This is a genomic window from Halogranum gelatinilyticum (assembly GCF_900103715.1).
Taxonomy (GTDB): Archaea; Halobacteriota; Halobacteria; order Halobacteriales; family Haloferacaceae; genus Halogranum; species Halogranum gelatinilyticum.
Map to the genome: position 1 here is coordinate 145,480 of NZ_FNHL01000002.1, position 11,849 is coordinate 157,328.

An 11,849-nucleotide genomic window follows, 5' to 3' on the forward strand; every position below is an offset into this window, starting at 1 on the left:
CGCTAATCGCTGTACGGCGTCGGGGTGGGTATACGTACGAATCGAGTTGGCCTGTGGGGTGAACATAGTTTTGTCACTCCACGGCTGAAATTGGGCGGTAGAAGCCGTAAGGATGCTCGGTAGGGGATTTGAACCCCTGTCCTCGGCTCGAAAGGCCAAGATGATTGGCCGGACTACACCAACCGAGCTTCCATTTACGTCTGGCGCGGGGATTTGTTTAAAGATTCCGTTACGGCGCGGGTTCGGTAGGGAGAGTCACCCGGGGGCTTACTTGCCTTCGAACTCCGGCTCCTCGTCGCTCATGAACGCCGTGATGCCCGTCATCAGGTCCTCGGTGTTCATGAGGTGGCCGAACGCCTGCGCCTCGATTTCGAGGCCGGCTTCTTCGTTCTCCCAGCCCTTGGACATCGCACGCTTCGTGAACTTCTGGGCGATAGGCGGCCCACCAGCCATCGACTGCGCGAGTTCCATCGCCTTCTCGTGGAGTTCGTCGTTGCCGACAACCTCGTTGAGGAAGCCGTAGCGTTCCATCGTCTCGGCGTCGAAGCGGTCGGCCGTGAAGATGATCTCCTTTGCACGGCCCTCGCCGACGATACGCTGGAGCCGCTGGGTGCCGCCCCAGCCGGGCAGCAGCCCGAGGTTGTGCTCGGGCTGGCCGAGTTCCGACCGCTCGCTGGCGACGCGCAGGTCCGCACAGGTCGCGAGTTCCATCCCGCCGCCGAGACAGTAGCCGTCGATACCGGCGACGACCGGCATATCGCAGTCCTGCAGTTTGCCGAACGTCGACTGGCCCTTCCGCGAGAGTTCGACGGCACCGATGGGGTCCGCGCCACCGGCGGCCATGCTCTGGACGTCGGCTCCGGCGGAGAAGGCGCGGTCGCCCTCACCCGTGAGTAGAATCGCCCGAACCTCGTCGTCGGCTTCGAGCAGGTCGATGGCCTCACTGAGTTCGTCCAGCAGCTCGCCGCTGATGGTGTTCATGCGGTGCGGGCGGTCGAGGACGACGTGGCCGACCTTCCCCTCGCGCTCGATGCGGATGGTCTCGAAGTCGTGGCCCGCCTCCTCTTCCTCGTCTCCGCCGTAGAACCCCTCGTCAGCCTCGGCGAGTTCGCGGAGATAGTCGACGGCGACGTAGCGGTCCTCGCCCGTCTCGTCGTGCAGGTCGTCGAGCGTCTCGACGAGGCCTGCGAGGCCCGCACTGTCGGCCATCTTCGCCGGGCCGTCCGGGTAGCCCGCACCGAGTTGCATCGCGCGGTCGATGGCGGCCGGGTCGGCGACGTCGTTCGCGACGAGTCCGGCGACCTCGTTGGCCATCAGCGCGAGCAGACGGTCGGCGACGTCTTCGCGACCCTCGTCGCTCGGTACCTGCGCGCCGTCGCCGTCCTCGTAGTCGTAGAAGCCCTTGCCGCTCTTCTTGCCGAGATTCCCGTTTTCGACTTTCTCAGCCAGGAGCGGGCACGGCCGGTAGGCGTCGCCGAGTACCTCGTGCATATACTCCAGCACGTGGAAGCCGACGTCGATGCCGACCTGGTCGGCGAGTTCGAAGCTGCCCATCGGCAGCCCGAGGTCGTACTTCGTCGTGCTGTCGACTTCGGCAATCGTCGCGGTCTCGTTGTCGACGATCCATGCCGCCTCGTTCATCAGGGGGACGAGCACGCGGTTGACGATGAAGCCGGGGCTGTCCTTGCGGACGCGGACGGGCGTCTTGCCCATCTCGTCGGCGAGCGCCTCGATGGCGTCCATCGTCTCGTCGGAGGTGTGCGCGCCGGAGATGACCTCGACCAGCTGCATCCGCACCGGCGGGTTGAAGAAGTGCATCCCGCAGAACTGCTCGGGGCGGTCTGTGACTTCCGAGAGTTCGGTGATGGAGAGACTGGAGGTGTTGGTCGCGAAGATGGCGTCGGCGGGCGCGTGCTCGTCGATCGCGCCGTAGACCTCCTTCTTGATCTCCATCTTCTCGGGGACGGCTTCGATGACGACGTCGGCGTCGGCGACGGACTCGCCCGCGTCGACGAAGGTGGTCACGCGGTCCAACGCGGCCTCGGCCTCGTCGGCACTGATGCGGTCCTTCTCGGCGAGCTTGTTCAGCGACCACTCGATCTGGTCGTAGCCCTTCTGGACGAACTCCTCGTTGATGTCTCGGAGGTTGACCGTGTAGCCTGCGAGGGCGGCGACTTCGGCGATACCGTGGCCCATGTTCCCGGCACCGAGAACCGTGACCGTGTTGATATCATCAATGTCCATGCGAGATGGGTCGGCTTCTGCCCGTTTCAACGTTTCCACTCTCCGCGTTTCCAACTCACGACGAGTTTATTTCGTCTCACCCCGACCGCCGGACGTCGGCGGGGCGCAACCGATTTGCACCTCCGCGACAACGTCAGCACGTGACAGACGCCGACGCTCCGACCCCCCACGACCATCTGCGGACGACCGACCTCGAACCGCTCGTCGAGACCTACGGTGAACTCCATCTCGACCCCTCCGACGACCTCTTTCAGCGGCTCGTCGTCTCCGTCGTCAACCAACTCATCTCGACGGAGGCCGCGAAGACGATTCGCGGTCGGCTGTTCGACCGGTTCGAGGTGACACCGGCGGGAATCCTCGCGGCCGACGCCGACGCCCTCAGAGAGGTCGGTCTCTCCGGGCAGAAGGTCGAGTACGTCAAAAACGTCGCCCGTTGGTTCGACGAGCAGGACGTGACCCGCGACCGCTTCACCGACATGACCGACAGCGAGGTCGTCGCCGACCTCACGGAAATCACGGGCATCGGCGACTGGACCGCCGAGATGTTCCTGATGTTCGGTCTCGGCCGCGAGGACGTCTTCCCGGTCGGCGACCTCGCCGTCCGCCGCGGCATGGAACAGCTGTTCGGTGAGATGACCCGCGGCGAGATGCGCACCCGAGCGGAGCCGTGGGCACCGTACCGCTCCTACGCAGCACTCTACATCTGGCAGCACTACACCGACGGCGACGCCGACATCGACGGCATCGAGTTCTGAGACCTTCCGCCACCACAAACGAGATTCGCTCTCCGCCCCAACTATGACCATGCACCGCGACGCGGTCCGGCGGGCGTGGGACGCAGTGGCCGACGACTACGCGGCAAAACGTCGCGCCGACGGCGAAGACGCCGCGCTCATCGAGGACCTGCTCGCCGACCTTCCTGCGGACGCCCGCGTCCTCGACGTGGGCTGTGGCGACGGCCAGCGAACCCTGACGAACCTCGTCGGCGCGGCCGACGCGCTCGGTCTCGACTTCTCGCGTCGCCAACTCGAACTCGCCCGCGGAGCCGCTCCCGACGCCCGTCTCGTGCAGGCGGACATGACTGCCCTGCCCGTCGCCGACGGGGCGGTCGACGCCATCACGGCGTACCACGCGGTCTTCCACGTCTCGCGCTCTCAGCATCCCGCGGTCTACGAGGAGTTCGCCCGCGTCCTCGCTCCCGGTGGCCGTCTGCTCATGACCGTCGGCGCGGGCCGCAGCGACGCCACCCGCCGGAACTGGCTGGACAGCGGCCACGCGATGTACTGGAGTACGCCGGGCCGTCGCGCGACCGTCTCACAGCTCGACGAGGCTGGCTTCGACGTGGTCTGGGAGCGGTTCGTCGACGACCCGCTCGGCAGTCAGGCACTGTTCGTGCTCGCCGAGCGGCGACCGTAGCGGCCCGGACGCGAGCGTGCGCTCGGTTTTTCTCTCTCTCCTTCGCACACGATCGTGAGAGAGAGACAGGACTGGGAGCGAAGCGAGAGAAAGGGGGAGAAAACCGAGAGGAAGGAGAGACAGAAGAACCCGTGAACCGCGTCGGAGGTTACTCTTCGAGGAAATCTTCGCCGTCGGTACGCGGCTTGTTGTCGGCGTCGGAGCGGCGACGGACGTCGACGCGGTAGTGTTCGAGGATGTCGCGGCCGAGGAGGAGGGGATAGTCCATGTGGCTGCGGTCCTCGACGCTGGCGGTGACGGTGTGCTGCGTCCCGCCGATACCGATGACGAGGTCGACGACGGGGCGTGCCTTGCCGGTCTTGAGGCTCCCGGACTTGACGCGGGTCATGCTCTTGATGGGACCGGCACCGATCTCGGCGGCGAGGCTCGTGTCGATGCTGGTCCGGGTCGCGCCCGTGTCGGACTTGGCCTTCGCCTGCGTGGAGCCGCTGGTCCCCGAGACGACGACGTCTTCGATGTAGCCGATGATGGGGACGTCCTGGTGTTCCGGCGGTTCGACCCGCGGCTTGCAGGAGGGTTCGGAGTCGTCGAGCGTCGCGGCGAGGTCCTCGACGCGGTCCATGTCGACGGTGCCACCAGCACGCTCGATGGCCGTCTTCGCGATGTAGGGCGCGGGGCTGGTGCCCGTCGCCTTGTGGAGGCCCTTGAACCCGGCCGTGGGGTTGACTTCGAGGACGAACCAGCCGTCGTTGCCCTCGATGAGGTCGACGCCGGCGTAGTCGAGTCCCATGACGTCTGCGGCGTAGAGCGCGGTCTCGGCCGCCTCGTCGGGCATCTCGTCGGTGGCGTTGAGCACGTCGCCGCCGAGGGCGACGTTCGTCCGCCAGTCACCCTCGGGGGCGAAGCGGTACATCGCGCCGATGATCTCGCCGTCGACGATGTAGACGCGGAGGTCGCGGTGACGCTCGCCGTCGCGGTCGATGAGACTCTGGAGGAACGCCTGGCGGTTGCCGACCTTCGGGTTGACCGGCTCCGTCAGGTCGACCTTCCACGTCCCGCCGCCGTGGGTGCCGATGGCGGTCTTGTAGACGCCGACCTCGCCGAACTTCTCGCGACCCTGGTTCAGCCGGTCGTTCGAGAGCGCGAGCAGGGCGTCGGGGACCTTGATGTTCCAGTTCGCGAGCGTCGCCGCCGTCGCGAACTTGTGGATGGAGGCCATCACGGCGTCCGGCTCGTTCAGCATCGGCCGGACGCGGTTGAACGTCGTCGCCAGCCCGAGCAGTTCTGCGGGTTCCTCCGTGTTCGAGAGGAGCAGCCGGTTGGCGACGATGTCGATGTCCGGCTCGATGGTCAACTTGCTGTTCTCGACGCTGATGGCCGTGTTCTCCTGGCGCAGCCAGACAGGGGTGTGGCCGAGGTCTTCGACGGCGTTGAGGATCGCTTTCGTCTCCTTACTGTTGTGGAGCGAGAGGACGCCGACTCGGACCGGGCCTGTTTCGTCGGATGAATCCATTAGACTGTGGTATCAGACTCCGGTTTCAAATGGTTGCCGGTCTGCTAAAACGAAAGTTCGGGAACATCTCGGGGCGCGGCAGGGGCGTTTTATATACGGCCCTCTCCGAGGAAGGGTATGAGCGACGACGGGGCCTTCACCTACTCCGGAGGCAAAGTCGCGCCGGGCGAACGGCAGAACATTCGCTACGGCATCAGCGAGACGTATCTCGGCGACCCAATCAGAATCCCGGTCAGCATCATCAACGGCGAGCGGCCGGGACCGACGGTGTTCCTCTCGGCGGCGGCCCACGGCGACGAACTCAACGGTATCGAGGTCGTCCGCGAGGTCGCCTACGAGTGGGACCTCTCGGACCTCGCGGGCACGCTGGTCTGTATGCCCGTGCTGAACGTCCCGGGCTTTCTCTTCCAACAGCGGTATCTCCCCATCTACGACCGCGACCTGAACCGCTCGTTCCCCGGTCGGCCGGACTCGACGAGCGCGAAACGGATGGCCCACCGCATCTTCCAGAACTTCATCGAACCCTGTGACTTCGGGCTGGACTTCCACACGTCGACGCGAGGGCGGACGAACATGCTCCACGTCCGAGCCGATATGTCCGACGACAAGGTCTCGCGGCTGGCGAAGGCCTTCGGGACGAACGTCGTCATCGACAGCGAGGGACCGAGCGGCAGTCTCCGGGGCGAGGCGAGTCGTGCCGGCGTCCCGACCATCACCATCGAGATGGGCGAGGCCCACCGGTTCCAGCGCGTCCTCATCGACGAGGCACTCGCCGGCACTGACAGCGTCTTCGCCGAATACAGCCTGCGCGAGACGACGGCCGTCCGCTGGCCCGGCTGGCGGACCATCATCACCGACGACCAGGAGAAGACGTGGATCCGCGCCGACGCGGGCGGCATCGTCGATATGCATTTCGAACGCGGCTCGTTAGTCCACGAGGGCGACCGCATCTGTACCATCACCAACCCGTTCAAAGACGACAACACGGTCGTCGAGGCACCCTTCACCGGACTGCTCGTCGGTCTCCTGGAGAACCCCGTCGTCTACCCCGGCAACCCGCTGTGTCATCTGGTCGAACTCGACGACGTGACCCGCCGGGTCGTCGAACAGGAACAGTCGCCGGAGCACGCACACCACACGTAGCTCGTCGGTGACACAGTTCGTCGGTGACACGTGGCGCGTCGGTAATACGTAGCCCACTGTGAGCCACTGTGACCGACCCCTGGTAACAGGAGAGTCGACCGCCCGGTCGGTGGGCCGTGTCCGGTGTGTCGGACGGCCGCGACACGGAGACGGCCGTTCGTCACACCCGGCATCCGTTGCCGGATCTCGACGCGCGCACACGTAACTTCTATGACCCCCCGCTCCTGAGGCTTACAGGAGTATGAGTCAGTCTTACAATCGAGGCCTCATCGAGGACTTCGGCCGGTGGCGGGAGTTCTCGGCTGGTATGTGGGCCTGGATCTTCCACAAGTTCACCGGGTGGGTGTTGGTGGGCTACCTGTTCACCCACATCGCCGTCCTCTCGACGGCACTCTCCGGTGACGCGGCCTACACGACGACGATTCAGGCGCTCGAGAGCCTGCTCGTCGTCCGACTCCTCGAAGTCGGCCTGCTGGCGGTCGCAGTCTTTCACATCCTGAACGGACTGCGTCTGCTGATGGTCGACCTTGGAATCGGGCTGGAGGCACAGGACAAGAGTTTCTACGCGTCGCTGGTCTTGACCGGCGCGATCGTCGTCGCGAGCGTTCCGACGTTCGTGGCGGGGGTGTTCTAAGATGGCAGAACGTTACAGCTCCTTCCAAGGCGGCACGCAGCGGTGGCTGTGGCAGCGTCTCACGGCGGCGTTCCTCGTCGTCGTGCTCGCGTTCCACTTCTTCCTGCTTCACTTCGTCAACCACGCCGACGAAGTGACGTTCGCGATGAGCGCGGCACGGATGGAACAGCTCACGTACTTCTCGTTGATGATTCTGTTCCTCGTCACCGCGACGTTCCACGGCGTCAACGGCGTCTACAACGCGCTTGTCAACCAGGGACTCACGGGCCAGAAGCTGGCCGCCGTGAAGTGGACACTCGTCGCCGCGAGCGTCGTCCTCATCGTGCAGGGCGTCCGTACGGCACTGGCATGGGCAGGAGGCGTTCCGATCTAACATGAGTACGCAAGTACCCGAAACACAGGAGACGGCAGAGCCGGAGGCCGAGGAGACCTCCGCCGCACAGCAGAAGCGTCAACAGAAGAAAGAGAGCCGTCGCGAGATGGTCGAGCGCGCGAAGCAGGAACTCGAAGCCGAACGTGACCTCGAAGACGAGGAGACGTACAAGCTGAAGGTCTTCCGTTACGACCCCGAGGTCGCCGCGAAGCAGGAACCCCGCTTCGACGAGTTCCACGTCCCCTTCCACAAGGGGATGACCGTCCTCGACGCGCTGATGTACGCCCGCGACCACTACGACGCCAGTCTGACCTTCCGACACTCCTGTCGGCAGGCGGTCTGTGGCTCGGACGCGCTGTTCGTCAACGGTCGCCAGCGACTCGGCTGTCAGACCCAGCTCGCGGACCTCGAGGAACCGGTCCGTATCGAGCCGCTCCCCCACCAGGAGGTCGTCAAGGACCTCGTCGTCGAGATGGAGCACTTCTACGACCAGATGGAGTCGGTCGAGCCGTACTTCGACGCCGAGGAGACTCCTGAGGGCGAAGAGCAGCGACAGAGCCGCGAGAACCACGAGAAGGTCAAGATGTCCACGCGCTGCATCTGGTGTGGTGCGTGTATGTCCTCGTGTAACATCGCCGCCGGTGACAACCAGTATCTCGGTCCCGCCGCCATCAACAAGGCCTACCGCTTCGCGATGGACGAGCGCGAGGGCGAGAACCGCAAGGAACACCGGATGGAGATCCTGGAGCAGGAACACGGCGTCTGGCGGTGTCAGACCCAGTTCTCCTGTACGGAAGTGTGCCCGAAGGACATCCCCCTGACGGAACACATCCAGGAGCTGAAGCGTGAGGCAGTCAAGAGCAACCTGAAGTTCTGGTAACAACGGAGAACACAACAATGTACGAACACGATGTGCTGGTCGTCGGTGCAGGCGGTGCGGGACTACGTGCGGCTGTCGCGGCCCACGAACAGGGTGCGGACGTGGCGATGGTCACGAAGCTGCACCCGGTCCGCAGCCACACCGGCGCGGCCGAGGGTGGTATCAACGCGGCACTGCAGGAGGGCGACTCCTGGGAGCTGCACGCCTACGACACGATGAAGGGGTCGGACTATCTCGGCGACGCCCCGACCATCGAGACACTCGCGCAGGAGGCACCCAACGAGGCGATCCAGCTCGAACACTGGGGAATGCCGTTCTCCCGCGAGGACGACGGCCGCGTCTCCCAGCGACCGTTCGGTGGCCTCTCGTATCCGCGGACGACGTACGCGGGTGCGGAGACGGGCCACCACATGCTGCACACCCTGTACGAACAGGTCGTCAAGCGCGGCATCACGGTCTACGACGAGTGGTACGTGATGAACCTCGCCGTCAGCGACGAGGAGGACCCGCGCGACCGGAGCTGTCACGGTGTCGTCGCCTACGACGTCCAGAGCGGTAACATCGAGGGCTTCAAGGCCCGAAACGGGGTCATCCTCGCGACCGGCGGGCTCGGGCAGGCGTTCGACCACACGACGAACGCCGTCTCCTGTACCGGCGACGGGCAGGCGATGGCCTACCGAGCGGGCGTCCCGCTGGAGGACATGGAGTTCGTCCAGTTCCACCCGACGACGCTCCCCTCGACCGGCGTCCTCATCTCCGAGGGTGTCCGTGGCGAGGGTGGCATCCTCTACAACAAAGACGGCGAGCGCTTCATGTTCGAACACGGCTACGCGAACAACGACGGCGAACTCGCCTCCCGCGACGTGGTGTCGCGTGCCGAGTTGACCGAAGTCAACGAGGGCCGCGGCATCGAGGACGAGTACGTCCACCTCGACATGCGCCATCTCGGTGAGGAGCGCATCATCGACCGCCTGGAGAACATCCTCCATCTCGCTCGGGACTTCGAGGGCGTCGACGGACTCGAAGAGCCGATGCCGGTCAAGCCCGGCCAGCACTACGAGATGGGCGGTATCGAGACGAACGAGCACGGCGAGACCTGTGTTACGGGTCTGTACGCGGCGGGCGAGTGTGCCTGTGCCAGCGTCCACGGGGCGAACCGTCTCGGTGGCAACGCGCTGCCCGAACTCCTGGTGCTCGGTGCCCGCGCCGGTCGCCACGCCGCTGGCGTCGACCTCGGCGAACCGCAGGTCGGAACCGGCCGTAGCGGTGACGAGGAGACCGACGAGGTCGACTCTCCGGTCACGCTCGGCGAGGCAGGTATCTCCGACGAAGCCATCGCGGACGGTGGGTCGGCCGCCGTCTCCGGTGCGGACGAACTCATCGAACTCGCCGTCGACCGCGAGAAACAGCGCGTCGACCATCTGATGGAGAAAGACGAGGGGCTTCAGCACGCCGAGATCCGCGCGAAGCTCCAGAAGGCGATGACCCGCTGGGTCAACGTCTTCCGCGAGGAGGAGGGCCTGAAGAAGGCGCTCGAAGTCATCCGCGAGGTCCGCGAACTCTACGAGGAGGTCTACGTGGCCGACCCCTCGAAGACGTTCAACACCGACCTGCAGATGACCTACGAGACGCGTAACGTCATCGACGTCGCCGAGGCCATCACCGTCGGCGCGCTCGTCCGCGAGGAGTTCCGCGGTGCCCACTGGCGCAAGGAACACCAAGAGCGCAAAGACGAGAACTGGCTCAAGCATACGATGCTCGACTGGAACGACGGCAGCCCGGAGGTCTACTACAAACCCGTCGTCCTCGAGGGCGAAGAGAAGACCTACGAGCCGAAAGAGCGCAGCTACTGAACCCATACGGGCTTTTTTCGACCGTCGATACGACACGCCGAGCACCGGCAGTCCACACGCTCTGACGCCGCCCGTGTCGGCCCGCCGTCGGCCGGTAACGAAGATATTTGTGCCCCCGACACTTACAGTCGGGTGGAAGGGTGGCTCAGTGGTAGAGCATCACCGTTGGGGGCATTGCCCCAGCGCGGTGGATATTGGCTTCGCGTGGTTCGACTCCCGCCCCTTCCGCTGTCGACGACAGTCGAAACCGTGAGCGACTCGCCGGTAATCCGTGCCGCTCCGACGGATTCACTCGAAAACGAATTCGCGCTGAAACGGGGCCCAGGCGGTCGCTCTCTCCTGTTTCATCTGATTTCGACAATCGTTGAATAGGGGTTTTATTATCGTCGAAACCACAGTCACGTCTAACGATGATGCAGCAACCACAGGCGGCGACACTCCCCGCAGAGCTCAACTCGCCGCGAGCGAAGCTCGTCTATCTGTACCTCTCGACGCACGGCGGTGCCACGCTTTCGGAACTACAGGACGGACTGAACATGAAGAAGCTCTCGCTCTACAGTATCCTCCGGACGCTCACCGACCAGCAGCTCGTCGCACGCGACGCCGACTACTACGCGCCCCAGTAGTCAGAGCAAGCTCAGCACTGCTCCGAGCAGGACGAGCGCGAAGATGAGGAGTGTGACGGCGAGGAAGAACGTATCGGAACCTTTCATAATTACTCTTTGGCGGTTCTGCGTTATACCTTCTCCGCTGGCGCGGACTCGTTCCCGACCAAAGCGAATCCACCAAGCTGCCGGTGGTGAGACGCCGTAGCCGCCTCTCACGGACGCCTCACCGACTCCCGAGGACTCGTGAGCCGAACGTACCGGTCCGGAGACAAAATATCGACGCTTAAGCTGCTGGAATTAGTTCGTGTCTCCATGGGGACCCTCCAAACTCGGGATACGGCGACGCTCGTCCGGATCACTCGCACCATGAACAGCCACGGGGCGATGACCGTCGAGACCCACGACACCAACGCGACCCGCTACGTCGTCGACTACGCCGACGAAGACCTGCGGGCGACGCTCCGACAACTGCCGGAGGGGTCGTCGATCCCGCTCACGCTCGAGTCGGCCGGGAGTCGCGCGAACGTCTGGAAGGCTATCGACATCCGGTAACGCGGTCTGACCTCTCGCTGTCGCTCGGAGATTTCAAGCCAAGAGTGGGATTCGAACCCACGAAGTCTCGATTACAAGTCGAGTGCATGAACCGCCCATGCTCTCTTGGCACACCGGACGTCGTCAGCGTCCTGCCGTTAGTTACGTCTCCTCCTTCGAGTTATTATCGTTTTCGACACGCTTCTCCAATTCCACGCGGTGGACGTCGTAGCCGTGTCGCCGATAGAAGCGTCTCGCAGCCTCGTTCTCGGCCATCGCGTCCAACGTGACGACCTCGATGCCACCGGAGGCGAGCATCGACTCCGCTCGTTCCAGGAGGGCCGAGCCGACGCCCTCGCCCCGGCGGTCCGGCCGGACGTAGATGTTCTGGACGACGCCGCGGACGGCGTCCTGTTCGTACTGGCCTGCTTCGGGGGCGAACATGACGAAGCCGACGATCTCGGTGTCGCGGGCGACCAGGATGCCGCCGGCGACGACGTGATGGGCGATGCTGTCGCGGATGTGGTCGCGGTTCTCGGGCGCGAGGAGCCGCGACCCGTACCGCCGCTGGTCACGGGCGAGTGCTACCCAGAGGTCGGCGAGTTCGTCGACCTCGTCGGTCGTCGGAGGTTCGATATCCATGAGAGCCCGTCG

At 64.7% G+C, this 11,849-nt stretch carries 12 protein-coding genes and 3 tRNA genes; 10 read left to right on the forward strand and 5 right to left on the reverse strand.

Going from position 1 to position 11,849, the window contains the following annotated elements; all coding sequences use genetic code 11:
• Positions 1 to 113 precede the first annotated feature (113 nt).
• A tRNA-Glu gene (locus tag BLR57_RS07165) sits at positions 114 to 188 on the reverse strand.
• A 79-nt stretch (positions 189 to 267) separates the two neighbouring features.
• Positions 268 to 2,244 (reverse strand): 3-hydroxyacyl-CoA dehydrogenase/enoyl-CoA hydratase family protein, encoded by a 1,977-nt coding sequence (locus tag BLR57_RS07170; protein ID WP_089695906.1) that lies wholly within the window; start codon positions 2,242 to 2,244, stop codon positions 268 to 270.
• Between the two features lie 140 nt (positions 2,245 to 2,384).
• On the opposite strand from BLR57_RS07170, the gene BLR57_RS07175 reads away from it, so the two are divergent.
• Positions 2,385 to 2,999, forward strand: coding sequence for a DNA-3-methyladenine glycosylase family protein (locus BLR57_RS07175; RefSeq protein WP_244509952.1), 615 nt, complete (start codon positions 2,385 to 2,387; stop codon positions 2,997 to 2,999).
• Positions 3,000 to 3,048: 49 nt separating this feature from the next.
• Positions 3,049 to 3,660 (forward strand): class I SAM-dependent methyltransferase, encoded by a 612-nt coding sequence (locus BLR57_RS07180; RefSeq protein ID WP_089697621.1) that lies wholly within the window; start codon positions 3,049 to 3,051, stop codon positions 3,658 to 3,660.
• Between the two features lie 148 nt (positions 3,661 to 3,808).
• On the opposite strand, the gene BLR57_RS07185 is transcribed toward BLR57_RS07180, so the two are convergent.
• Positions 3,809 to 5,173, reverse strand: a complete 1,365-nt coding sequence (locus BLR57_RS07185; RefSeq protein WP_089695911.1) for a putative ATP-dependent zinc protease — start codon at positions 5,171 to 5,173, stop codon at positions 3,809 to 3,811.
• A gap of 117 nt (positions 5,174 to 5,290) precedes the next feature.
• Between BLR57_RS07185 and BLR57_RS07190 the strand changes: the two genes are divergently transcribed.
• From BLR57_RS07190 to BLR57_RS07225, 8 genes are all read left to right on the forward strand, one after another.
• Entirely contained in the window at positions 5,291 to 6,316 is a 1,026-nt protein-coding gene (locus tag BLR57_RS07190) for a succinylglutamate desuccinylase/aspartoacylase family protein (protein WP_089695912.1), read from the forward strand.
• A gap of 241 nt (positions 6,317 to 6,557) precedes the next feature.
• The gene (gene sdhC / locus BLR57_RS07195; protein WP_089695914.1) at positions 6,558 to 6,950 is read left to right on the forward strand and encodes a succinate dehydrogenase, cytochrome b556 subunit; all 393 of its coding nucleotides are present in this window, start codon (positions 6,558 to 6,560) and stop codon (positions 6,948 to 6,950) included.
• A 1-nt stretch (position 6,951) separates the two neighbouring features.
• The gene (locus tag BLR57_RS07200) at positions 6,952 to 7,323 is read left to right on the forward strand and encodes a succinate dehydrogenase/fumarate reductase transmembrane subunit (protein WP_089695916.1); all 372 of its coding nucleotides are present in this window, start codon (positions 6,952 to 6,954) and stop codon (positions 7,321 to 7,323) included.
• 1 nt (position 7,324) lies between these two features.
• Positions 7,325 to 8,203, forward strand: coding sequence for a succinate dehydrogenase/fumarate reductase iron-sulfur subunit (locus tag BLR57_RS07205; RefSeq protein ID WP_089695918.1), 879 nt, complete (start codon positions 7,325 to 7,327; stop codon positions 8,201 to 8,203).
• 17 nt (positions 8,204 to 8,220) lie between these two features.
• Positions 8,221 to 10,056 carry an FAD-binding protein gene (locus BLR57_RS07210; RefSeq protein ID WP_089695920.1) on the forward strand — a complete coding sequence of 612 codons (1,836 nt, stop codon included), beginning with the start codon at positions 8,221 to 8,223 and terminating at the stop codon, positions 10,054 to 10,056.
• 134 nt (positions 10,057 to 10,190) lie between these two features.
• A tRNA-Pro gene (locus BLR57_RS07215) sits at positions 10,191 to 10,284 on the forward strand.
• Between the two features lie 182 nt (positions 10,285 to 10,466).
• Positions 10,467 to 10,682, forward strand: coding sequence for a TrmB family transcriptional regulator (locus tag BLR57_RS07220; protein ID WP_089695921.1), 216 nt, complete (start codon positions 10,467 to 10,469; stop codon positions 10,680 to 10,682).
• A 294-nt stretch (positions 10,683 to 10,976) separates the two neighbouring features.
• Entirely contained in the window at positions 10,977 to 11,216 is a 240-nt protein-coding gene (locus BLR57_RS07225; protein WP_089695923.1) for a DUF7999 family protein, read from the forward strand.
• A gap of 36 nt (positions 11,217 to 11,252) precedes the next feature.
• Here BLR57_RS07225 and BLR57_RS07230 read toward each other — a convergent pair.
• Together BLR57_RS07230 and BLR57_RS07235 are read right to left on the reverse strand one after the other, a co-directional pair.
• Positions 11,253 to 11,326: transfer RNA gene (locus BLR57_RS07230), tRNA-Thr, on the reverse strand.
• A gap of 31 nt (positions 11,327 to 11,357) precedes the next feature.
• Positions 11,358 to 11,837 (reverse strand): GNAT family N-acetyltransferase, encoded by a 480-nt coding sequence (locus BLR57_RS07235; RefSeq protein WP_089695925.1) that lies wholly within the window; start codon positions 11,835 to 11,837, stop codon positions 11,358 to 11,360.
• Between the last annotated feature and the right edge of the window lie 12 nt (positions 11,838 to 11,849).

Excerpts from the sequence above, each read along its gene's own strand:
- BLR57_RS07170 (WP_089695906.1), bottom strand. The coding sequence starts at position 2,244 with ATGGACATTGATGATATCAACACGGTCACGGTTCTCGGTGCCGGGAAC.
- BLR57_RS07180 (WP_089697621.1), top strand. The coding sequence starts at position 3,049 with ATGCACCGCGACGCGGTCCGGCGGGCGTGGGACGCAGTGGCCGACGAC.
- BLR57_RS07185 (WP_089695911.1), bottom strand. The coding sequence starts at position 5,173 with ATGGATTCATCCGACGAAACAGGCCCGGTCCGAGTCGGCGTCCTCTCG.
- BLR57_RS07190 (WP_089695912.1), top strand. The coding sequence starts at position 5,291 with ATGAGCGACGACGGGGCCTTCACCTACTCCGGAGGCAAAGTCGCGCCG.
- sdhC (WP_089695914.1), top strand. The coding sequence starts at position 6,558 with ATGAGTCAGTCTTACAATCGAGGCCTCATCGAGGACTTCGGCCGGTGG.
- BLR57_RS07200 (WP_089695916.1), top strand. The coding sequence starts at position 6,952 with ATGGCAGAACGTTACAGCTCCTTCCAAGGCGGCACGCAGCGGTGGCTG.
- BLR57_RS07205 (WP_089695918.1), top strand. The coding sequence starts at position 7,325 with ATGAGTACGCAAGTACCCGAAACACAGGAGACGGCAGAGCCGGAGGCC.
- BLR57_RS07210 (WP_089695920.1), top strand. The coding sequence starts at position 8,221 with ATGTACGAACACGATGTGCTGGTCGTCGGTGCAGGCGGTGCGGGACTA.
- BLR57_RS07220 (WP_089695921.1), top strand. The coding sequence starts at position 10,467 with ATGATGCAGCAACCACAGGCGGCGACACTCCCCGCAGAGCTCAACTCG.
- BLR57_RS07225 (WP_089695923.1), top strand. The coding sequence starts at position 10,977 with ATGGGGACCCTCCAAACTCGGGATACGGCGACGCTCGTCCGGATCACT.
- BLR57_RS07235 (WP_089695925.1), bottom strand. The coding sequence starts at position 11,837 with ATGGATATCGAACCTCCGACGACCGACGAGGTCGACGAACTCGCCGAC.